The organism is Bacillus sp. K2I17, assembly GCF_002209985.1.
Taxonomy (GTDB): domain Bacteria; phylum Bacillota; class Bacilli; order Bacillales; family Bacillaceae_G; genus Bacillus_A; species Bacillus_A wiedmannii.
This window is the reverse complement of sequence record NZ_NJGF01000021.1, coordinates 25074-46494: the sequence shown is the minus strand read 5'-3', so window position 1 is coordinate 46494 and position 21421 is coordinate 25074. Positions and strand designations below refer to the sequence as shown.

Annotated in this window: 23 protein-coding genes and 1 pseudogene; 17 read left to right on the top strand and 7 right to left on the bottom strand. The window is 33.2% G+C overall.

All coding sequences use genetic code 11. The features are described from left to right. The first annotated feature begins 27 nt into the window (after positions 1-27). The 8 genes from CER22_RS21170 (at position 28) to CER22_RS21135 (ending at position 5706) form a co-directional block, all read left to right on the top strand. Positions 28-735 carry a GntR family transcriptional regulator gene (locus CER22_RS21170; RefSeq protein ID WP_088122945.1) on the top strand — a complete coding sequence of 236 codons (708 nt, stop codon included), beginning with the start codon at positions 28-30 and terminating at the stop codon, positions 733-735. A 215-nt stretch (positions 736-950) separates the two neighbouring features. After that, positions 951-1142 (top strand): hypothetical protein, encoded by a 192-nt coding sequence (locus tag CER22_RS21165; protein ID WP_000575326.1) that lies wholly within the window; start codon positions 951-953, stop codon positions 1140-1142. Positions 1143-1195: 53 nt separating this feature from the next. After that, positions 1196-1876, top strand: coding sequence for a bacillithiol biosynthesis deacetylase BshB2 (bshB2, locus tag CER22_RS21160; RefSeq protein WP_088609511.1), 681 nt, complete (start codon positions 1196-1198; stop codon positions 1874-1876). Positions 1877-1899: 23 nt separating this feature from the next. Continuing rightward, positions 1900-2673, top strand: coding sequence for an alpha/beta fold hydrolase (locus CER22_RS21155; RefSeq protein ID WP_088609500.1), 774 nt, complete (start codon positions 1900-1902; stop codon positions 2671-2673). Between the two features lie 68 nt (positions 2674-2741). Continuing rightward, entirely contained in the window at positions 2742-4175 is a 1434-nt protein-coding gene (pdxR, locus tag CER22_RS21150; RefSeq protein WP_048545917.1) for a MocR-like pyridoxine biosynthesis transcription factor PdxR, read from the top strand. Positions 4176-4208: 33 nt separating this feature from the next. Further along, on the top strand, positions 4209-4565 hold the full coding sequence (locus tag CER22_RS21145; RefSeq protein WP_060487518.1) for a CidA/LrgA family holin-like protein: 357 nt from the start codon (positions 4209-4211) through the stop codon (positions 4563-4565). Positions 4566-4588: 23 nt separating this feature from the next. After that, positions 4589-5260, top strand: coding sequence for an LrgB family protein (locus CER22_RS21140; protein ID WP_060487517.1), 672 nt, complete (start codon positions 4589-4591; stop codon positions 5258-5260). Positions 5261-5280: 20 nt separating this feature from the next. Beyond that, positions 5281-5706 carry a YfmQ family protein gene (locus tag CER22_RS21135; protein WP_088064260.1) on the top strand — a complete coding sequence of 142 codons (426 nt, stop codon included), beginning with the start codon at positions 5281-5283 and terminating at the stop codon, positions 5704-5706. 22 nt (positions 5707-5728) lie between these two features. On the opposite strand, the gene CER22_RS21130 is transcribed toward CER22_RS21135, so the two are convergent. Further along, on the bottom strand, positions 5729-6142 hold the full coding sequence (locus tag CER22_RS21130) for a CBO0543 family protein (RefSeq protein WP_141542695.1): 414 nt from the start codon (positions 6140-6142) through the stop codon (positions 5729-5731). Next, a complete protein-coding gene (locus CER22_RS21125; protein ID WP_088609499.1) occupies positions 6105-7283 on the bottom strand; it encodes a DUF2515 domain-containing protein in 1179 nt (392 codons plus the stop codon). The genes CER22_RS21130 and CER22_RS21125 overlap by 38 nt, the downstream gene beginning before the upstream one ends. A 309-nt stretch (positions 7284-7592) precedes the next feature. On the opposite strand from CER22_RS21125, the gene CER22_RS21120 reads away from it, so the two are divergent. Genes CER22_RS21120 through CER22_RS21105 form a run of 4 tightly spaced genes read left to right on the top strand, consistent with a single transcriptional unit; the run spans position 7593 to position 10949 of the window. Continuing rightward, on the top strand, positions 7593-8579 hold the full coding sequence (locus CER22_RS21120; protein ID WP_088064259.1) for a UDP-N-acetylglucosamine 4,6-dehydratase family protein: 987 nt from the start codon (positions 7593-7595) through the stop codon (positions 8577-8579). After that, a complete protein-coding gene (locus CER22_RS21115; protein ID WP_060487513.1) occupies positions 8576-9487 on the top strand; it encodes an NAD-dependent epimerase/dehydratase family protein in 912 nt (303 codons plus the stop codon). Before CER22_RS21120 ends, CER22_RS21115 begins: the two co-directional genes overlap by 4 nt. 25 nt (positions 9488-9512) lie before the next feature. Next, the gene (locus CER22_RS21110) at positions 9513-9833 is read left to right on the top strand and encodes a DUF6572 domain-containing protein (RefSeq protein ID WP_060487512.1); all 321 of its coding nucleotides are present in this window, start codon (positions 9513-9515) and stop codon (positions 9831-9833) included. Between the two features lie 48 nt (positions 9834-9881). Continuing rightward, entirely contained in the window at positions 9882-10949 is a 1068-nt protein-coding gene (locus CER22_RS21105) for an undecaprenyldiphospho-muramoylpentapeptide beta-N-acetylglucosaminyltransferase (protein ID WP_088609498.1), read from the top strand. A 96-nt stretch (positions 10950-11045) separates the two neighbouring features. Here CER22_RS21105 and CER22_RS21100 read toward each other — a convergent pair whose 3' ends face one another. Further along, entirely contained in the window at positions 11046-13766 is a 2721-nt protein-coding gene (locus CER22_RS21100; protein ID WP_137014260.1) for a sensor domain-containing phosphodiesterase, read from the bottom strand. 439 nt (positions 13767-14205) lie between these two features. Here CER22_RS21100 and CER22_RS21095 point away from each other — a divergent pair. The 3 genes and pseudogenes from CER22_RS21095 (at position 14206) to CER22_RS21085 (ending at position 16261) form a co-directional block, all read left to right on the top strand. Further along, positions 14206-15020 (top strand): annotated as a pseudogene (locus tag CER22_RS21095) (alpha/beta fold hydrolase). A 30-nt stretch (positions 15021-15050) separates the two neighbouring features. Beyond that, positions 15051-15626, top strand: coding sequence for a histidine phosphatase family protein (locus CER22_RS21090; RefSeq protein ID WP_088609497.1), 576 nt, complete (start codon positions 15051-15053; stop codon positions 15624-15626). Positions 15627-15943: 317 nt separating this feature from the next. Beyond that, positions 15944-16261, top strand: a complete 318-nt coding sequence (locus tag CER22_RS21085; protein WP_060487508.1) for a hypothetical protein — start codon at positions 15944-15946, stop codon at positions 16259-16261. A gap of 91 nt (positions 16262-16352) precedes the next feature. Here CER22_RS21085 and CER22_RS21080 read toward each other — a convergent pair whose 3' ends face one another. Further along, on the bottom strand, positions 16353-16991 hold the full coding sequence (locus CER22_RS21080) for a YczE/YyaS/YitT family protein (protein ID WP_088609496.1): 639 nt from the start codon (positions 16989-16991) through the stop codon (positions 16353-16355). A 193-nt stretch (positions 16992-17184) separates the two neighbouring features. Here CER22_RS21080 and pepT point away from each other — a divergent pair, with 193 nt between their 5' ends. Continuing rightward, on the top strand, positions 17185-18417 hold the full coding sequence (gene pepT, locus CER22_RS21075; RefSeq protein ID WP_088609495.1) for a peptidase T: 1233 nt from the start codon (positions 17185-17187) through the stop codon (positions 18415-18417). 36 nt (positions 18418-18453) lie between these two features. Here the strand turns inward: pepT and CER22_RS21070 are convergent, their stop codons facing one another. The 3 genes from CER22_RS21070 to CER22_RS21060 are packed head-to-tail and all read right to left on the bottom strand — an operon-like array spanning position 18454 to position 20469. Beyond that, entirely contained in the window at positions 18454-19365 is a 912-nt protein-coding gene (locus CER22_RS21070) for a DNA-3-methyladenine glycosylase family protein (RefSeq protein WP_087985002.1), read from the bottom strand. Continuing rightward, on the bottom strand, positions 19362-19892 hold the full coding sequence (locus tag CER22_RS21065; RefSeq protein ID WP_088064252.1) for a methylated-DNA--[protein]-cysteine S-methyltransferase: 531 nt from the start codon (positions 19890-19892) through the stop codon (positions 19362-19364). Before CER22_RS21065 ends, CER22_RS21070 begins: the two co-directional genes overlap by 4 nt. 4 nt (positions 19893-19896) lie before the next feature. Next, positions 19897-20469: a bifunctional transcriptional activator/DNA repair enzyme AdaA gene (locus tag CER22_RS21060; protein ID WP_060487504.1), complete on the bottom strand. Its 573-nt coding sequence runs from the start codon at positions 20467-20469 to the stop codon at positions 19897-19899. Between the two features lie 154 nt (positions 20470-20623). Between CER22_RS21060 and CER22_RS21055 the strand changes: the two genes are divergently transcribed. Next, entirely contained in the window at positions 20624-21382 is a 759-nt protein-coding gene (locus tag CER22_RS21055) for an exodeoxyribonuclease III (protein WP_048545879.1), read from the top strand. Positions 21383-21421 lie beyond the last annotated feature (39 nt).

Below are 21421 nucleotides of genomic sequence, written 5' to 3'. Positions count from 1 at the left end.
ATAAAAGAGTATTTTAGGAGAAAGTGTATGAGTGCAAAGTATAAACAAATTGCAGATGTGTTAGAGCAAAACATTAGAGATGGGCTTTTTAATGAAACGAAAAAACTACCTACAGAAGAAGCTTTGATGAATCGGTTTGAAGTAAGCCGTAATACGATACGTAAAGTAATTAGTCAGCTTGTAAATAGAGGTTATATTTTTCAAGTGCAAGGTAGTGGTATGTTTTTACGTGAAACTTCTGTAACAGATTACATTAATTTAGGAAGTTTACGTGGATTAACGAAAAATCTCGTTTCGCAAAATATTGAAACGAAAGTGTTAGAGCTTGAAGTAATAGATGCGGACGAAGATATAGCAAAGCGGATGCAATGCGAAGCTGGAACTAGGATATATTTTTTGAAGCGTTTAAGAATTGTAGATGGTAAACCATTCTCTATTGAAGTAAGTTATTTCAAAAAGGATATTATTCCATATTTGAATAAAGAAATAGCATTAAGCTCTGTATACAGTTATTTCATTGAAGATTTACGATTAAATATTGGCTTTGCCGATAAATTTATTAGTTGTGAAAAAGTAAATAAAGAAAACGCACAGCTGTTAGAATTAAATGAAGGTGATCCGGCGCTTCTTATTGAAAATACAGTATGTCTTGTAAACGGGACAATTTTCGAGTTATCTCAATCGATGTTTCATTATGAAAAGACTAAACTTTTAAATCGAATTAATTTCAAATAAAAATAGAAAATAATTTATCGTGTGAAAAGCAACTGAGTCCAAAGTGATCAGTTGCTTTTTATTTTTTAAAGTGGATGAGCAAAAAAACACAAAAGTGGTTGGTCCGTTTTTTGTAAACATCTATTATGATAAGAGAAGAAAGGTAGTATGTTATTAAAGTTTTAAAGAGGAAGTTCTTTATTAAAATAGATTGTCTTTAGAGAGGTGAAAATACAATGATTTTTGCAATTTCACTAGTGGTTATTATTGTAATTGGATCCCTGTTTGGGACCGTGTTAGTTGCACGAAATGTGGAGGAGAATTACGGCAAGTCTACAAAGAGAAATGTGAAAAACTTATCAACTATTTATATTCTTCTTCTTTTCGTACTACTTGTTGGGGTAACGTGGTATGCGGTAGTGATTTAATAGTTTTGAAAGAAAAAAGTTAATATTGTATATGATGGAGGAGTATGATTTTGATAAAAAATGAACGCCACGTTTTAATTGTTTTTCCGCATCCAGATGATGAGTCATATTGCGTGGCAGGTACAATTTTAGCTTATGCGCAGCGAAATGTTCCTCTTACTTATGTTTGCTTAACGTTAGGTGAAATGGGGAGAACGATGGGGAATCCTCCTTTTGCAACACGTGAATCATTAAATGTTATAAGAGAGACGGAACTAAAGAGGGCTACAAATATTTTAGGGATTAAAGATTTACGTATGATGGGATATCGTGATAAAACTCTTGAATTTGAAACTCCCGGAGAGTTAAGACGTGTATTACAAAAATGTGTAGAAGAAGTGAATCCTTCGCTAGTTATTTCTTTTTATCCGGGATATGCGGTTCATCCAGATCATGATGCAACAGGAGAAGCGGTAGCAGAGGCGTTAGCTAATATTCCGGAATATAAAAGGCCAACATTTTATGCGGTAGCTTTTTCGAAGAATCATGAAGCGGAAATAGGTCCTCCGCATTTTAAAAACGAAGTGAAAGAATATGTTCCCAAAAAATTAGAGGCATTGCAAGCACATGCATCACAATTTGCGACGAAAGTAACGGAACTAAAAAGAGAGTATGAAGAAGGTGTACCGGAAACAGTAGAGTGGTTAGAAAAGGAACCATTTTGGATATATTCATTCAAAGATAAGAGTAAGTGACGTTATAGCTGAAGGTGATGAATATGTATTTTGAATATAAGAATCGGAAAATTTCTTACAATATAGAAGGATCGGGCCCTGTTATATTGTTATTACACGGTCTTGGTGGGAACGCAAACAATTGGTTATATCAAAGGCAATATTTCAAAGAGAATTGGACGGTGATTTCTCTTGATTTACCGGGGCATGGGAAATCGGAAGGGCTGGAAATTCTTTTTAAAGAATATGCAAATGTATTGTATGAGTTATGCAGTTATTTAAAGATACAAAAAGTAGTTATGTGTGGTCTTTCAAAAGGAGCTAGAGTCGGTATCGATTTTGCTATTCAATATCCAGGCTTTGTTTCTAGTTTAATTGTTGTAAATGCATTTCCCTATTTGGAGCCTGAAGATCGAAAAGAACGAATTGAAGTATATGATTTACTTAGCTTACACGATAATGGAAAAACATGGGCGGATACATTATTGAAGGCGATGGGAGTAGCAGATAATGAAGTAATTGTTAGGGGATTTTATCAATCTTTACAGTCTATTAATTCGGTGCATATTCAAAGATTATTTGCTGAATTAGTAGATTATGATCAAAGACTGTTTCTTTCAAATATTTCATGTCCTACTTTAATTATAAGAGGGGAAAATGATGATTTCGTTCCCGAGAAATATGTAAGAGAGTTTGAAAGACGTTTGAAAAATACAACTTTTATTGAGTTTAAAAATAGTGGACACTTACCTTATTTAGAACAGCCGACTAGCTTTAATATGACGGTAGAAAGATTTTTAAATCATGTAATTAATTAATACTATTATTAAAGTTAATACTGTTATTAGGGAATCAAGGATAGTTCGTTTTGAGAGGGGGCAACAAGGTGGAATGGAAACCAAATCGTGCAGATAAGACGCCTGTATATAAACAAATAGCGGATTATATGGAAAGGGGTATTTCTTCAGGTGAGTTTCCTTCTGACAGCAAGTTACCTTCTGAGCGTACGTTAGCGAAAGAATTACAGGTGAACCGGAGTACAATAGTAGCTGCGTATGAAGAATTAAAATCACTTGGAGTAGTAGAACGGCAAAAGGGAAGCGGAACAAGGGTCAATACAGATATATGGGGTGTCTCACATAAACGAATACCGAACTGGGGTAGGTACGTGGAGGATGGATCGTTCTTACCTAACGTACCACTCGTTCAACAAATTAGAACGGAAACACAAAAAGACGACTTAATTAATTTAGCGAGTGGTGAATTGTCACCAGAATTGATTCCGAGCGATAGATTCCGAACGATTTTGTCGGAGAAAACATTTATGGAAAACCTCGGTTATGACCATCCGCTTGGAAATGAAATGTTGAGAAAAACAATTGCAGCACATGTTCAGCAATATAAACAAATTGAAGCAGATTCGAATTCTATCCTTATTACATCTGGCGCACAACAGGCACTTAACCTTATCGTGCAATGCTTATTAAAACCAGGAGACGCGATTGCAATTGAAGATCCGTCGTATTGTTTTTCATTGCCGATGTTTAAATCTGCTGGCTTAAAAATATTCCATCTACCTGTTGATCAGCATGGAATGAATCCAGATGACTTAATTGATTTGCATAAAAAGCATCGTATTCGCATGGTATTTTTGAATCCAGATTATCAAAATCCAACGGGAACTGTGTTGTCATTAGCAAGGCGTAAAAAGGTTTTAGAGCTGTCTTCTGAATTTGGTATACCGATTGTAGAAGATGATCCGTATAGTTTAACTTCATTTAATGGAGAAGTGAATCCTACATTAAAGTCAATGGATCAAAACGGGAATGTTCTTTATATAAGTTCATTATCAAAAATTGTTGCATCAGGATTACGTATTGGCTGGGTAATTGGCCCTACGCGTGTAATAGAACGTTTAGCGGATGCAAAACAGCAAGTTGATTTTGGCCATAGTGTATTTACGCAGTGGGTGGCAAATCAATTTTTAGAATCAGAAGATTTTCATGCACATATTACAATGCTTCGTGAGCAATTGAAAGACAGAAGAGATGTGTTAATTAGAAAGCTTGAAGAAATATTAGGGGACCAGGTTGAATTTTTTGTTCCAGAGGGTGGAATACATTTATGGTGCAAAGTGCAAGGAACATTTGATGAATATCATTTATTAGGCGAATCTATACGAAATGGTGTAGCGTTTGTCCCGGGAAGTGTTTTAGGTACTAAAAATGAATATATTCGTTTTACTTTTGGGAGAGTAGATGTCGAACAAATTCAACTGGGAATTACGAGGTTTGCGGAAACGTTAAATGAGATCTCATAATAGTGATGCGTAATATTGAAATGAGGGAAAGAAATGAAGTACGTGGCGCTTTTACTGCAAGTAGGCGTGCTATATGTATTTAGCTTAGTTGGTACGTGGATTCAGGAAGTATTCCATTTATCAATGCCAGGAAGTTTAATTGGGATGTTAATGCTGTTTCTGCTCCTTTCTACTCGTATTTTACCATTAAAGTGGTTTGAGGAAGGTGCGGAAAAGTTACTCGTATTTTTACCGTTATTTCTAATTCCTTCGACAACAGGGCTGATGGAATTCGGGTCTTTTCTTTTCGGTAAGGGGAGTATTATATTCCTGTTAGTAGTTGCAAGTACGGTAGTAACTTTAATTGTTTCAGGATATATAAGTCAATTATTAGTAACATCAAAAAAATAAAATCGACAAGGTGCACGATGCAAATGGTCTTAATTATTATTACTGTAGTAATGTATGTATTGGCGACAAAGTTATATAAAAAAATTCCGTTTCCATTTACGTTACCGGTGTTAACAGTTACAGCGAGTATGATTTGCTTATTTTTAATTTTTGATATTTCTCATCATGAATATAGGGAAAATGGGGGAGATATTCTTTCCGGCTTATTAAGTCCTGCAATTGTAGCGTTAGCGATACCTTTATTTAAAGAGCGAAACATACTTATGAAAAACTTTTTGTCGATACTTATCGGTGTAGCGGTAGGTATAGTGGTTTTAACGAGTATGAATGTAGTGATTGGCGGGATGTTAAATATAGATAAGGAACTCATATTAACAACACTGCCGCAATTAGCGACGATGCCTATTGCTATTTCATTAGCGGATCAAATTGGCGGTATTCCATCTATGACTTCTAGTTTTGTAGTTGTTGCAGGGATAACAGGTGCTATTATCGGACCAACAGTACTTAAGTTTTTCCGAATAACAAGTACGATTGGAAAAGGAGTGGGGATGGGCTGCGCATCACATATTATCGGTGTGAGCCGTCTCGTGAAGGAAGGCGAAAAAGAAGCGACAATCGGTTCGGTAACGATGATTGTAACGGGAATACTCATTAGTATATTCATACCGTATGGAACGAAATTTATATTTTAAAATGTAATGGAGATGAGAAAATGACAACATGGTTTATAGTTACTTTATTTATTTTTGGCGCTGTTAAAGTGCTAGTTTCTAGTATGCCAACTTCTGTTGTAGAATCAATTATTAGTAGATTTGAATTGCATCAAAAACTTGAGGAAGAGAATACCTCTATATCGATAGATGGAAAGAATATAGAGGGAGAAATGAAACGACAAGTTATTCATGAATTTAATGAAGCTTTATTTTTAGATAAACATTATTTCCCGCCACATGGAGAAGGAACACCACTTGTTATTGATACGAAGAAAGGGAATAAAGAGATTAGATTTTCTCTATATAGCCATGAGGAACATGTTGATGTAATCAAGCAATATAAGAAGAAAATCGTTGCTTATCGTTTACGTTCAAAAAGTCTTCAAACTCTTGCACCATTAGCAATAACCGAAGATTATGCTTAAGAAGAGATCGATTATGGTCTCTTCATTTTTGTATGAAATGATATACTTTCCAAATAAAAGAAAAGAAAATCATATAGCCAAATAAAGAATATGTATGATTCCAATCCAAGCTATGAATAAAGAAACCGAATCTTTCAGCAACTTGTTCAAAAATGCTGGCAAAAATACCTATTGAAATAATAAGTAGAATTCTAGAAATTGTAGATAATGTTTTGGAAATTTGTATAAAAACAGCTGTTAAAATCGGTAGTACAAACAAAGTAAAGCCAATGTTAACTGAAAATATGGATGAGAATGGTCTAACGGGAAAGGAATACATTTGGTTCGCAACAAAGAAAGCATCTAAGCAAGTTCCGATAATAGAAGAGAGTAAGATTGTAACTGCTAATGCTAGAAAATCATTCTTCTTCTCGAAGGAGGACGTTTTTCTTTGCAAGAATTGCCAACTCAATTGTTTCGAGTGTTTTACAGTAGTCTTCTGTAATTTGTCCATTTATATTTTCCTCCTTATCTACTAAGTAATTTACAACTTGCCAGTCCGTAAACCAATCTTCATTGTCAACTTCTTCATGATTCATATCTCGCCATGCATAGATGAGTGCAGGACTGTATATACGATAAGCGCCACTACGCAACTGGCATTTCTTTATTCGACGCTTATAAAACTCACGGGAAAAAGATTCATTGACACTTGAAAATAAATGAGGCCAGTAATCTTTCCTTGATCCTGTATGCGGATGGTGCTGGGCCCAGCTTATTATTTGAGATAAAACATGTGTGTCTCGAAATAATAATGAATACAACCTTTTTCCAATTAAGATTCGTTCGTGTAAGGAAGTGAAATGTTTCATTGTATCACCAAATAGTAATACTTTGAGTTTCTTATCATTTTCGTAGAATGGGAAAAGAATATGATTAAATTGAAAGAAATCAAAGAGTTTAAATCCAATACTATTAAGTACAGTCTTTTTAAATTGTATATTTTGAATCACTCTTTTTTCTAAGTAGTGTTGCTCATTAATAATAGTTGCAATGGCTAATGTTTTTTTGTTACCTGTTTTCCAAAAATCGTTCCACATCGTTTCCATAAATGTAGAAACATTTAGGTGAGGGAGAAGGTGAAATAGCTTTTGTGCTCTTTTCACACTTTGTTCATAAAGCAGAAATTGAGGATATACATCTTGGAAAATAAGCCAATTCCCTCTTTCTAAAAAAGAAAAAAATGTGATTTGATCTTTCTCTGATAAAATTTTCGTATATAAATCGCCCTTTAAATCAGTCATATTCCAACCGCCGTTACGTGATACCATATGCCCAAGTAGTGCCCAATGTATTTCTGGATATTGAGTGTAAAATTGGTAGTATGCTCGTGTTCTTGTCACATTATTTTTATTTAGCTGTTCAGTTTGTATTTTTATGTTGTTGATGATGAGTTGCTCTTCTTTCGTTAATTTATACATCGAGCCAGAATGTATGAGTTTGCTTTTTTGTTTTAATTCATTTTTTACATCAAATAGGGAGAGAGGCAGTGCTTTGGAAGGTCCGTTATATGTATGATTTGAATTGCTTCGGTACATTCCGTTACCTCCATTTTTCATAAATTTAAACATGATTATTGGCTATGAATCGTTCTATTTATTTTATTACGAGTATAAGAAATAAATGAGCGGTGTTTTTTATAAGGGTTTAGTTATCATGCAAAAAGTATAAAAAATCTTACTGTTGTGAGGTGAAATAAAAAACAGAAACTATTTTTAATAGTTTCTGTTTTTTTATTTTGTCAATTAAATGTAACAAACGACAATTATGATTTAAATCAATTGAAAATAATTCAATAAATTTTATAAATACAATTTTAATTGAAATGTGTGGTAGGAGGAAAAGAAATGCTAAATAAAATAATTTTAATTACTGGTGGTACAGGTTCGTGGGGACAGGAACTTATAAAACAATTATTAGAAAAATCACCGAAAGAAATTAGAGTTTTTTCAAGAAATGAAACGGTTCAGTTTGAAATGCAGCAACAGTTTATAAATGATGATAGATTAAAATTTATTATTGGAGATATTCGTGATAAAGATCAACTAGTCTATGCATGCCAAGGTGTCCATTATGTATTCCATCTTGCAGCTTTAAAACATGTTCCAGTATGTGAGTATTATCCTTATGAAGCTATAAAAACAAATATACATGGTACACAAAATGTAATTGAAGCATCTATACAGATGCAAGTTGAGAAAGTTATATATGTTTCAACGGATAAAGCGGCCGATCCATCAAATACGTATGGGATGACAAAAGCAATTGGTGAGAAGTTAATGGTGCATGCGAATATGCAAACGAAGAAAACAAAATTCATTTGTGTTCGTGGTGGAAATGTTTTGGGGACGAGCGGAAGTGTGGTACCACTCTTTAAAAAACAAATTAAAAAATCTTTACAAGTAGGGATTACCGATGCAAATATGACTAGATTTTTCTTAACGATTGAAGATGCTGTTGGATTGTTATTTAAAGCCGTATATCAAGGTAGAGGTGGGGAAATCTTTGTTATGAAAATGCCGGCATGTAAAATAACAGATTTAGCAGAAGTTTTAATTGAAGATTCGAAAAAGGAAAACGTGAAGGTAAAAGAAGTAGGGATAAGACCGGGTGAAAAATTAAGTGAAATGCTTTTATCTGAGGTAGAGAGTAAAACAAGTATAAGTTTTGATCAAAATTATTTTGTGGTACTACCGACTATTCCTATAGAAGGACTGCAAGAATATTATGCTAGCTATCCGCTTGTGGATGTGAAGAGTTTTAGTTCTCAACAAGACTTACTTACAAAACACGAGGTGAAACAAATGTTATTAAAAGGAGGGTTTTTACGATGAAAAAAAATGCGAGTCTTTTAATAACTGGTGCAAATGGTTTCACAGGACGCCATGCTTGCCAATATTTTTTAGAGCAGGGCTTTCATGTAATTCCTATGTTTCAAAATCGTGCACATAGAGAAATAATTGGGAATGGTATTACTTGTAATTTAACTAATAAGAGCGAAGTAATGAAGGTAATGAAACAAATAAAGCCAGATTATGTATTGCATTTAGCAGGAAAGAATTCGGTCATAGAGTCTTGGACAGCTGCTCTTGAATATGTAGAGGTTAATGTAATAGGGACGTTATATTTATTAGAAGCAATTAAGCAAGAAGTACCTCACTGTAGAACATTGGTTATAGGATCTGCTTTGCAAGCAGATAGTATGAGCAATATAAAAATTTCAAATCCATATAGTTTAAGTAAAACGATGCAAGTCATTATTGCAGAGGCGTGGAGTGAATTAATGAATTCAAATATTATCATTGCAAAGCCCTCGAATTTAATTGGTCCAGGAGTATCGAATGGTATTTGTTCTATTCTTGCAAAAAAAATGATAACTATAGAGTCGAATAAAAGTGAAGCAATTATTGAAGTAAACAGTTTGAAAGATAGTAGGGATTTTCTAGATGTACGTGATGCGGTTAAAGCGTATCATGTGTTATTGCGCGATGGAATAAATGGAAAACAATATAATATTGGATCAGGGATAAAACGGTCTTTATTAGATGTAATAGAACAATACAAAGAATTAACACAGCTGAGTTTTTCCATAAAAGAAGCAGAGCATAGTGGAAGCGAATCAAATGAGAGTTTAGTAATAGAGGATATAAAAAGGTTAGGTTGGGTCCCAGAAATTCAATTCCATCAATCATTAAAAGATGTACTCGAGTATGCGAAGTGTAGTGAAATCTGCATTCAATGAAAAATGAAAAGGGTGTAAGAAATATATGAATGGCTATAAAACAATGGATAATCAAAATACGCTATTTCTTTTAATTGTTGATACGCTGGACTGGAAAGATGAGGAAGAGCATGTTTTGTGTATCTATGAGGCGATAAATAAATGTCAAGCCTATGTGGAAGGTAAAAAGGGTGATAGGAAAAATCCAGTAATAGGTACAGGAACTAGGCCTGTAATTCAAGTCTTTGCTCAGTATGAATGTAGTGAGTATGGAAATGATTTTTATGATCTTATTAAAGATTTTTTGCAAGATATAGGGTTTGAGCTAAATGTTTATATAAATAATAGTAAGTTTACTTACATTTAATAGATTAGTATAAAACAAGATTTTTAATGATAAAGGTGGATATAAATTATGAATAAAAAGATTCTCTTTACTGGGGGCGGTACAGCCGGACACGTAATGATTAATATGGTATTGATTCCTAAATTTATGGAAAAAGGATGGGGAATTGAGTATATTGGATCTCAAAATGGAATTGAAAAACTATTAGTTCAAAATGTGAAATACAATAGTATTTCAACGGGGAAGCTTAGGAGATATTGGGATTGGGAGAACTTTAAAGATCCTTTTAAAATAATAAAAGGTTGCATACAAAGTTATAAATTGATGAAACGAATAAAACCAGATGTTGTTTTTTCGGCAGGAGGATTTGTGTCCGTTCCTGTAGTAATAGGAGCGTGGATGAATAAAGTACCTGTAATAATACGTGAACCAGATAGTACGTTAGGATTAGCAAATAAAATAGCATTACCTTTTACTACAAAACTATGCACAACATTTCCTCAGACAGGAGAAAATGTAAGTAATGAGAAGAAGGTTTATGTAGGACCAATTGTAAGGGAAGAAATTGAGAGGGGCAATGTATTGCGGGGAAGAAGCTATTGTAAATTTCAGCAAGATAAACCAGTATTGTTAATTATGGGTGGGAGTCAAGGTGCTCAATGGATAAATGATATGGTAAGGGGAAGTTTGGAAAAATTACTATTAAATTTTAATATTGTTCATATGTGCGGTAAAGGGAAGGTGGATTCATCTATTGGTATGGAAGGTTATATGCAATTTGAGTATATAGGGGACGAGTTGCCGCATATACTAAATATGGCGAGTGTTGTAGTTTCTAGAGCAGGTTCTACTGCTATTTCTGAATTGCTATTTTTGAAGAAACCGATGTTGCTTATCCCGTTAACTAACAGTTCTAGTAGGGGAGATCAAGTTTTAAATGCTGAATATTTTTCTCGGCAAGGATATGCGGAAGTTATAATCCAGGACAGAATAAGTACGAATGTATTCATACATGCAGTAAATAAGTTGTATACAAATAAGGAGAGATATATTCAAAACATGAATGGATATAAGAAAACAAATGATGAGGGGATTCATCAATTAATAAATATAATAAATGAAGTGGTGAAGGAATAGAAATTTAAATAAAAAAACAAAAGGAAAGAAGATATCTTCTTTCCTTTTTACTATAGTTGTTCAAATTCATTATTACTTATCCATATTAGCAATATACTATAGGTGAATACCGATTTCTAATAGCTCAGTAAATGCATGAGTATGGATAGGTTTACTATAATAGTAACCTTGAATAAACTGACATTTATTTTTTTGAAGGAAATTCACATGTTCTTTCGTTTCTACACCTTCTGCAATGACAGACATTTCTAATGTATGTGCTAATGTGATAATCGTTTTAATAATTTCCATTCCATCTTCACACGTTTCAGACATTGTAATAAATTCTCTTGGGATTTTTAACGTATCTATTGGATATAAAGGTAAATACGCTAGTGAAGAATAACCTGTACCAAAGTCGTCGATTGAAATGTGAACTCCTAAACCCTTTAGTGTGCGGAGCTTTATCAATGTTTCTCGCTCATCCATCATTGCAATGCGCTCTGTTAATTCAAGGTCGAGAGAACTTGCCGGTAAGCCTGTAGTTGCTAATGTAGAAGAAATAGACTTTACAAAATCTTCTTGTTCAAATTCTTTAGCAGATAAGTTTACACCAATTTTTAAATGAGAATATCCGAGTGTGTGCCAACGTTTCATTTGCTCACAAGCCTGCTGCAATGTCCATTTTCCTATTGGAATAATTTGTAGTGTTTCTTCAGCAATCGGAATAAATTCATATGGAGAAATAACGCCTAATTCAGGATGATTCCACCTGATTAGAGCTTCTGCACCGATAATTTTATTAGATTCACTATCAACTTGAGGTTGATACAAAAGGAACAATTCTTCATTTTGTATTGCGTTTGGTAAATCTTTTTCTAATCGTAATCGTCTTTCAATTTTTTTAGCGATTACATCGTCATAAATAGAGACAGAGTTAAGCTCTTTTGCCTTTGCATCATACATTGCAACATTAGCGTTTTTCAAAAGTGTAGCGGTATCGATTCCGGAATGTGGATAAATAGCGATGCCGATACTAAGTGATAAAGTTAATGTATGCTCATGTATGACAAACGGTTTTTCCATGCATTCAAATAACTGGTTGCATAAATCGAATAAGGAATCTTCGTCAGTATAGTTTTCAATTAAGATTGTAAATTCATCGCCACCGATTCTTGACAGATGAGTATGTGATGGAAGACATGATTGGAATCGCTTCGCTACTTCTTCTAATATGTGATCTCCTGCCGAATGTCCAAGTGTATCGTTAATTGCTTTAAAGCGATCTAAATCTAAGTATAATAATGCGAACTCACTGTCTGTTGTTTTAGCATTTTTTATAACTCTTTTTAATTTCTTATGGAAAAAGGCACGGTTCCCAATTTTCGTTACCGTATCATGGAATGCTAAATACTTTATTTCTTCTTGTTGCTTTTTTAGTGCGGTAATATCTTTTACCATAATATAACTTCCTGAAATTTGTCCGTCTATTATAATAGGGACGATGGTAACGTATAAAAAATAAGTAAAACCATCTTTATATTTAGAACTTAGTTGTAAGTATGCCGATTCTTGTTGTTTCACCTTTTCTAATGCAGATGTTAGTTTATGTTTGTCTTCATCTAAAATAATCGAAAAACAAGTTTCACCGAGTAACTCATCTGTTGGTGCTCCAAGTAGTATACTTCCGGCTTGATTTACATTTAAGAATACGCCATGTAAATCAATTGTAAAAATAGGATCAGGGTGATATTCATATAACGATTTAAACTTTTGTTGTTTTTGAGATAGAGCCTCTGATTTATGAACTAAATCAGAAGTCCGTAAAGTCACCTTTTCTTCTAGTTGTGCATTGAATGCCTGTAAACGTTTTGTTAGGGAATTGTTTTGCATACGTACAATAGAATGACGAATGAGTACGAAAATAAAAGTAATACAATTTCCTGTAATGAGAGTTGAGGATGATGTTTGTTCTTTTAATGTAAACCCGATTAGTATTGCAACAGCAAGATAGGGAAATACAACTAAAGCCTTTTTTCCTATTATAGGGTTAACAATGAAATAATTTTTATGGCTATTACGATCTGCTGAAATAGATCCAGCTATTGCAATAAATAATATAGGTATTCTATATAAAAGACGTAATAATGTTATCGTTTCAGTTGCTAAATGGTTATTTAAGTAAAAATAAATATAGTTAAAAGTTGCAGAACTTATCAATACAAAAATAAAGATATAAATCTTCCGTTTAGAATTAAAAATTGTCGGACGGAAAAAGAGACTAACGCCTAGTAGAAGAAACAATAAATCTGCAATTGGATATAGAAATGAAAGGAAAACATCGCCTAGTGAAAGAGAGAATATATTTAAATTTGGTTGATTAAATAAATACCACTCTAATGTGAATATGGAAGTAAGTACTATACATATATCACAAATAAAGAACGTTTTTTCCCATTTATCGCATTCTTTTAAAATTTTATAACTGAAAGCGATAAGACAAAAGAGTAGAAAAAACATGTAAAATACATCAGAAATAGTAAAACGATGTATTGGAATTTCGAAGAAACTATCTTGATATGTATATACTATTTTACCTAATAAAAAACTCCCAATTGCTATCGTGATACATATCCAAAACGGATTTGAACTGACTTTTTTAGAATATATAGAATAAATTAGTGATACAAATGTAATGGCTTCAACAATAAGTGAAGCGAAGCGTACATCCGAATTTGAAAAATGAGTAGGGAACAGATAAAAAAATATAAAATAGATTGAATAGCATATTAATGTTCCGATTAATATACATAGTTGTAAATTTTTATTTAATTTCAATAAAATCACCTTCTTTAATTATGCACTATATTCGTAATATCTATACATAATAATATTACTTAAAAATTGTATCAGATTTCCTTGTAAAAATCTTGTTTATAAGGAAAGTATTGAAGAGTTTAATACTTCTTAAAATTAAAAAAACATTGCGTTTGATAGTATGTATTGCATCAAGATTTTAAATAGAAATTGTATATTTAGTCATCCTTTGAATTGTAAAGGTTTTTTAGTGATTTGCAAGCGGAGATGCAAAATTGCATATAAAATGATGAGAATCCTCTTTCTAGCTGATCTTTTGATTGTTATAGGCTATTTTAAGTAAGATTTTCATTTTTAATCTGAAAATTAACATTTGTAAAAATGTTACAAAAGGATATAAAATAAGAACGTGTATTCTTACAGAGTGGATAGTATTTTCACTAAATAGGGAGGACTTTTTATGTTATGGCGAATTAAAGATGCGGAAATATACTATGAAATTGTTGGAGAGGGTAAGCCAGTCATTATTATACATGGCTGTGCGCCGGATCATAGGTTAATGATGAAATGTATGGAATCAGTATTTCAAAAATATGAAGGTTATCAACGAATATATATTGATTTACCTGGAATGGGAAAGTCGAACGCTCCAGATTGGGTAAATAGTTCAGATCATATATTAGAAGTGTTAACTATATTTATTGAAGAAATCATTCCAAAGAAAGATTTTTTACTAGTAGGAGAGTCTTTCGGCGGATATTTAGCTAGAGGGATACTTTCAAAAATGTTTGAGAGAGTCAATGGATTATTATTAATATGTCCTGTGGTTGTTGCACTGCAAAAAGAAAGACGTTTACCGGATAAACAGATAATTGTACAAGATAAGGAGTTTTTAAATACGTTAACTTCTACCGAAAGAAAAGAATTTAGCGAGTTAGCAGTGGTAGCAAATGAATATACATATAAGCGATTTAAAGAAGAAATTAAGCCGGGGTTAGATGTTGCTAATTATGAATTTATTGAAAGATTGCAAAAAAATATTCTCTTACTATGGAGTTTCACCGAAAGAAATATGAGAAACCCGTTCTTTTATTAGCAGGAAGACAAGATATATCGGTAGGTTATCGAGATATTATAGAAATTATTGAAGATTATCCAAGAGCAACATTAGCGGTGCTTGATATGGCGGGACATAATTTGCAAATTGAACAGCCTGAACTATTCGAGAGTTTAGTAGGAGAATGGATTACACGAACAAAACAACAAAATTTATAAAAAACGAATGAATATTTTCAAGGAGGAAGTATGAATACATATATTTATATGGTTAGGCACGGTGAATCATCAAAATTAGAAGGGAGTGAAAGAACACGTGGTTTAACTGAAAAGGGAAGTTTAGACGCTCATAGAATAACAGACATATTAAAAACAGAGGGAATCGATACTTTCATTTCAAGTCCATATAAGAGGGCTGTGTTAACGATAGAAAAAACAGCCAATTTCTATGAAAAAGAAATATTAATATATGAAAACCTTAAAGAGTGTATGTTTTCCAGTGGGGATCAAGTTATATTAGATAAAGAGGTATATCCGCTTGTAAAGAAGATGTTCTCTGATCCGGATTTTGCACTAACAGAAGGAGAGTCATATAAGGATTGTCAGAGACGGGTAGTGAAAGTGTTAAAGGAAATATTAATGGATTTTCAAGGACAAAAAATTGTAATTGGCACACATGGGCTTGTAATGACACTCATGATGAATTATTTTGATAAGCAATACGGGTTTGAATTTCTAATACATACATCAAAGCCTGACATATATAAGCTGGAATTTAATGATGAACAATTATTGAATGTAAAAAAATTATGGATAGGAGAATGAAACTGAATATATGGAGTGTGTTTTAATTCGTACTTATAAAATATACTTTTTTTATAGAAAGCATTTTTATCAACTATTTTTAGAATCTTAAATCAATAAGTAATTATTCAATTTCTGAATAATATAAATGGAAGTTGGGTTAAGGAAACAATTTAAAATGTGACAAAACTCCAAACGTTGGATTTCTATTCAATTGGAAAAAAAGATGTAGAATTTTGTCTTACGGTCCCCGTTTACTTTTCATTTCATTACATATAGGCTTTGTGGTGTAAAGGGGAAAATCACCTTTATACAAAATTTATAAGGAGGACAATGTGATGAAAAAGATTAAAAAGTTTGCGGGAGTAGCTTTAGCAGGTACGGTTGGATTAAGTGGACTACTGTTTTTAGAACCAAGTGTAAGCGCTGCGGAAACAAAGCAGGTGAAAGAAGGAAATTTCAATGCGATTGATGTAACGATGAATCAAAGTGAATTTTATGTATTGAGTGGTAGAAGTATTGATATTCTTTCTGGAGATAAAGAAGCAATTCAGTTAAATAATTACACAATTCGTTTTAGTAAACCAGGGAAGTATGTAATTAAAGTAAATGGTTGTATTTATGACGATGTATATACTTTTATTGTAAATGAGTAGTATATATTCTGAAATTGTGAGATGAAAAAAGAAACACCCTATTTGCGGTGAGAATCGTAAATAGGGTGAATACTTTGTATTAAGTTGTAGTTTAAATATGTTCATTAACTTTCTCTTTGTTATGTAAAGTATGTAAGAGGGTTTGAAACATCTTAAATGATTGCTGAAAGATTGGACTTTGAATAAAGGTGTAAAGAAAAGTTACGATGAAAACAGGACCTCCTAGCATAAATCCAATAACTAGTACAACACATTCTACTATGATTCTAGCACGGCTAATAGATAGCCCTGTTTTGTCGGAAATAGTAAGCATGAATCCATCTCGAGGGCCAGCACCAATCCCAGCCGCAACATACATCCCTCCCCCAATACCTGTAATTGCAATCCCAGCAAATAAAATGAGTAAGTTTATCCATAAAAAATCACTAGCGTTTGGAAGAATGTTTGATTGTAAGAAAAAGTCCATAATGGGACCGATAAGTAGTGCATTTAAAAATGTGCCCACATTTATATATTTTCGATCTACTAATAAAGAAATGAGAACGAGACATAATCCACATATGACACCCCACGTACCAATGGTCCATCCAAATCTTTGGTAGAGAGCCATATTTAAAACTTCCCAAGGATGTAAACCGAGAAATTTCACTTTGACTGCAAGAGCATTTCCAAGGCCAAAAAAAATTAACCCTAAGAAAAAAAGAAAATAGCGAAAGAGAGTTAGCCTCATCTTTAATACCTCCTATATTTTATAATTATGTATATTACATGTAAGATTTTTAATGTACAAATATTAAGACTTTTTAGTTGTTATTTAAAATTGCTAAAATACAAATGAAATATATATTCGCAGTCAAAAAAGTTAAAATATTTCGTTTTAAGGATTATAATAGAGAGAGAAACATAAAAGGGAGTGAATGAGTTTGCAACAAGAACTTATTGAAAGATTTACGAGATATGTAAAGATTGATACACAATCGAATGAAGAAAGTCATACAGTACCAACAACATCTGGACAAATTGAGTTTGGTAAGTTATTAGTGGAAGAGTTAAAAGAGATTGGCTTAACAGAAGTAACAATGGATGATAATGGGTATGTAATGGCAACACTTCCTGCTAATACGAATAAGGATGTTCCAGTAATCGGCTTTTTAGCACATTTAGATACGGCAACAGACTTTACAGGGAAAAACGTAAAACCACAAATTCATGAAAATTTTGATGGCAATGCAATTACGTTAAATGAAGAGCTAAATGTTGTGTTAACGCCAGAACAGTTTCCAGAATTACCATCATATAAAGGACATACGATTATTACAACGGATGGTACGACACTTCTAGGAGCAGATGATAAAGCTGGTCTAACTGAAATTATGGTTGCAATGAACTATTTAATACATAATCCGCAAATTAAACATGGGAAAATAAGAGTAGCATTTACGCCGGATGAAGAAATTGGTCGTGGGCCAGCGCATTTTGATGTAGAAGCATTTGGTGCATCATGTGCTTATACGATGGATGGAGGTCCATTAGGTGGTTTAGAGTATGAAAGCTTTAATGCTGCAGGTGCTAAGTTAACGTTTAACGGAACGAATACACATCCCGGAACAGCGAAAAATAAAATGCGTAATGCAACTAAACTTGCTATGGAGTTTAATGGGCACTTACCAGTAGAAGAGGCACCAGAATATACAGAAGGCTATGAAGGATTCTATCATTTACTTTCATTAAATGGTGATGTTGAGCAAAGTAAAGCGTATTATATTATTCGAGATTTTGATCGTGAAAATTTTCAGGCGCGTAAACATAACGTTGAAAATATTGTGAAGCAAATGCAAGAGAAGTATGGACAAAATGCAGTCGTTTTAGAAATGAATGATCAATACTATAACATGCTTGAAAAAATCGAACCAGTGAGAGAAATTGTTGATATTGCATATGAAGCGATGAAAAGTTTAAATATCGAACCAAACATTCACCCGATTCGTGGTGGAACAGATGGATCACAATTATCGTATATGGGATTACCAACGCCGAATATTTTCACAGGTGGTGAAAACTATCACGGTAAATTTGAATATGTTTCGGTGGATACGATGGAAAAAGCTGTTCAAGTTATTGTGGAAATCGCAAGACGCTTCGAAGAACAAGCTTAAAAAAAACCAAGTAGTGCGGATGCGCTACTTGGTTTTTTAGTATAATACTCGCCACAAATAAAAAGTTGCGTAAGACTCCCAGTTGGTCCAATTTGCCGCAAAATCTTTTATTTCCTGTTTAGTCGGTTTACTTTCAGAACCTGTTATATATTTAATTGCATTGTGCAAGCCAACATCGTCAATGGGAAAAGCGGAAGGAAATCGTAAGCAGCGCATTAAAACATAGTTGGCAGTCCACGGTCCTATACCATGTATAGCAGTTAATTGTTTTTCAGCTTGTTGCACATCTTGTATTTGCAGTAAAGATTCTTTTGATAATTTTCCTTCTGTAATAAGCTTTGCAATACCTATTACATATTCGCATTTTCTAGTCGTCATTTTTAAGTTTTTGAGATCCTCTACATGTAAATTGGCAATCGTTTCAGGAGAAGGGAATATCCAATGTTTACTATCGTTCCATTCTACATAATTTCCAAAGTGTTCGACTAATCTTCTTTTTAGTGTATAAGCATATGTGAGATTAATTTGCTGACCGATAATTCCCCAGGAAAGTGCTTCAAATAAGTCTGGAATACCTAAAGTACGAAGCCCATAGTATTGTTCAATTGGTCCTTGAAGGAGTACATCATGTTTAGCTAATGTATAAAAGGGAGCTAAATCAGTAGTTAAATCAAACCACTCTTTTACATAGTGAGCTACAGCTTCGCATATCGATTCTTCAGACGTATATGATTCTTCTAAAAAACGTATTTGAATATTATCATCCGAGTTCATACTAATTTCAACTAAAGGATGTACATCCTGAACAGGGATAACTTTATAAATTTTGTTATCTTCAATGTGGAACATACATTCATTGTTAGAACGTGATAGATAGCGTAAATTTTCTTGGAAACTAAATTCTGTTGGAACTGCTAAAGTTAATGTGCTAGTATATTTTGCTGTCATATGCATTCTACCGGAGACTTTTCTAATGTAAGCAACACTTTCTTCATTTCTAATCCACCTCTAAAACCGGTTAGTTTACCATTCTTTCCAATAACACGATGGCAAGGAATTGTAATGAGAAGAGGGTTGGCAGCAATAGCAGTAGCAACGGCACGCACAGCAGTAGGTTTTTGCATTCTTTCGGCAATTTCTGAATAAGAATATGTCTCCCCATAAGGAATTTCACGTACCGTATTCCAAACAGATAATTGAAAATCAGTTCCGTAAGCATCGATAGGGAATGTAAAAGTTTCTCGTTTACTTTCTAAATACTCGATAACTTCTTTCGTATATGATTGTAGGTAATCTGGATTACATGCCAATATATGTTGTGGCAATTTCTTTCTAGCCCATATATTTAGTTCTTCAAATTTTTCATCTTGTGATCCAATGAAGCATAGTCCATTTTCAGTTGCAGCAATATGAAACTGCCAATTTTCATGTGTAAGTAGCGTCCAATATATAAATTTATTTTTGGAGGAATTCATTATTTTATCCTTCTTTCATTTCGTTCTTTTTTCGATATTCAGTAGGAGTGAATCCGGTTTTCTTTTTAAATAAAGTTGCGAAATACTCTGGGTTTTCTATCCCGACAGCAGTACTAATTTCTTTAATGGATTGATTTGTGTGTAAAAGGTGTTCTGCCGCTTTAACAATCCTAAACTGCTGTATATATTCTATTGGACTTATTCCTGTTACTTTTTTGAAAGTGCGTTGCAAATGAAATGGGCTACCATGACATATTTCAGCAAGTATGTTGAGAGTTAATAATTCGTCAAAGTGCTTTTTGATATAATCTTTAATTTGTTCTACCCACTCTTCATTAGGTAAAGTGAGCCCATTTGGTTTACAACGTTTGCAAGGGCGGAATTTTTCGCTTAATGCTTGCTCTGCATGATGAAAAATTCGTACATTGTTTCTATTCGGTATTCTTGATTTGCATGACGGTCGGCAAAAGATTCCGGTTGATTTCACAGCATAAAAGAATTTACTATCATAGGAAGAATCATTATGAATAATTGCTTGCCAATGCTCATTTGTTAACGTAATCCCTTCATTGTGCAAAGAACATCACCTCTGAAATTAGTATAACCTGAATAAAGTGCGTATGTATGTATTCACAAATGTAAGAGCAAGATTACAAAGGTGAAAATATGATTGTTTTTCTATTTTGTGATAGCATGAAATTTGAAAGTGAACATCAAGAGGAGGACTATAGGTGAAGTTAATTTCGTGGAATGTAAATGGTTTGCGAGCAGTTATCGCAAAAGGTGGATTTTTAGAATATCTTGAGGAATCAAATGCTGATATATTTTGTTTACAAGAGATTAAATTACAAGATGGGCAAATTGATTTGAATCCAGAGGGATATTATACATACTGGAATTATGCTGTGAAAAAAGGTTATTCAGGAACGGCTATTTTTTCGAAAAAAGAACCGCTATCTGTAACATACGGTTTAGGAATTGAAGAGCATGATCAAGAAGGACGAGTTATTACTTTAGAATTCGAAGATTTTTACATGATAACGTTATATACACCAAACTCAAAACGAGGATTAGAACGATTAGATTACAGAATGAAATGGGAAGATGATTTCAGGGCTTATATTAAGCAATTAGATGAAAAAAAGCCCGTTGTTTTTTGCGGTGATTTAAACGTTGCTCACAAAGAAATCGATTTAAAAAATCCAAAAAGTAATCGTAAAAACCCTGGATTCTCTGATGAGGAACGAGAGAAATTCACATGTATTTTAGAAGAAGGATTTATTGATACGTATCGTTATCTGTATCCTGATCAGGAAGGTGCATATTCGTGGTGGTCGTATCGTATGGGAGCGAGAGCAAAAAATATTGGATGGCGTTTAGATTATTTTGTTGTTTCGGAAAGAATGAAAGACAAAATAACAGAGGCGAAAATTAATAGTGAAGTGATGGGATCAGACCATTGCCCAGTTGAATTACATATAAATTTCTAAAAAAAGAAGTATCTTCCTAAGATTAGGCGGATACTTCTT

What these genes read in the sequence shown, in the direction of transcription:
- CER22_RS21125 (WP_088609499.1), bottom strand. Translation starts at nt 7,283, where the DNA reads ATGTACCGAAGCAATTCAAATCATACATATAACGGACCTTCCAAAGCA.
- CER22_RS21115 (WP_060487513.1), top strand. Translation starts at nt 8,576, where the DNA reads ATGAAAAAAAATGCGAGTCTTTTAATAACTGGTGCAAATGGTTTCACA.
- CER22_RS21105 (WP_088609498.1), top strand. Translation starts at nt 9,882, where the DNA reads ATGAATAAAAAGATTCTCTTTACTGGGGGCGGTACAGCCGGACACGTA.
- CER22_RS21145 (WP_060487518.1), top strand. Translation starts at nt 4,209, where the DNA reads ATGAAGTACGTGGCGCTTTTACTGCAAGTAGGCGTGCTATATGTATTT.
- CER22_RS21080 (WP_088609496.1), bottom strand. Translation starts at nt 16,991, where the DNA reads ATGAGGCTAACTCTCTTTCGCTATTTTCTTTTTTTCTTAGGGTTAATT.
- CER22_RS21085 (WP_060487508.1), top strand. Translation starts at nt 15,944, where the DNA reads ATGAAAAAGATTAAAAAGTTTGCGGGAGTAGCTTTAGCAGGTACGGTT.
- CER22_RS21140 (WP_060487517.1), top strand. Translation starts at nt 4,589, where the DNA reads ATGGTCTTAATTATTATTACTGTAGTAATGTATGTATTGGCGACAAAG.
- CER22_RS21135 (WP_088064260.1), top strand. Translation starts at nt 5,281, where the DNA reads ATGACAACATGGTTTATAGTTACTTTATTTATTTTTGGCGCTGTTAAA.
- CER22_RS21155 (WP_088609500.1), top strand. Translation starts at nt 1,900, where the DNA reads ATGTATTTTGAATATAAGAATCGGAAAATTTCTTACAATATAGAAGGA.
- CER22_RS21120 (WP_088064259.1), top strand. Translation starts at nt 7,593, where the DNA reads ATGCTAAATAAAATAATTTTAATTACTGGTGGTACAGGTTCGTGGGGA.
- CER22_RS21065 (WP_088064252.1), bottom strand. Translation starts at nt 19,892, where the DNA reads ATGAATTCCTCCAAAAATAAATTTATATATTGGACGCTACTTACACAT.
- CER22_RS21170 (WP_088122945.1), top strand. Translation starts at nt 28, where the DNA reads ATGAGTGCAAAGTATAAACAAATTGCAGATGTGTTAGAGCAAAACATT.
- CER22_RS21165 (WP_000575326.1), top strand. Translation starts at nt 951, where the DNA reads ATGATTTTTGCAATTTCACTAGTGGTTATTATTGTAATTGGATCCCTG.
- CER22_RS21090 (WP_088609497.1), top strand. Translation starts at nt 15,051, where the DNA reads ATGAATACATATATTTATATGGTTAGGCACGGTGAATCATCAAAATTA.
- CER22_RS21070 (WP_087985002.1), bottom strand. Translation starts at nt 19,365, where the DNA reads ATGACAGCAAAATATACTAGCACATTAACTTTAGCAGTTCCAACAGAA.
- CER22_RS21110 (WP_060487512.1), top strand. Translation starts at nt 9,513, where the DNA reads ATGAATGGCTATAAAACAATGGATAATCAAAATACGCTATTTCTTTTA.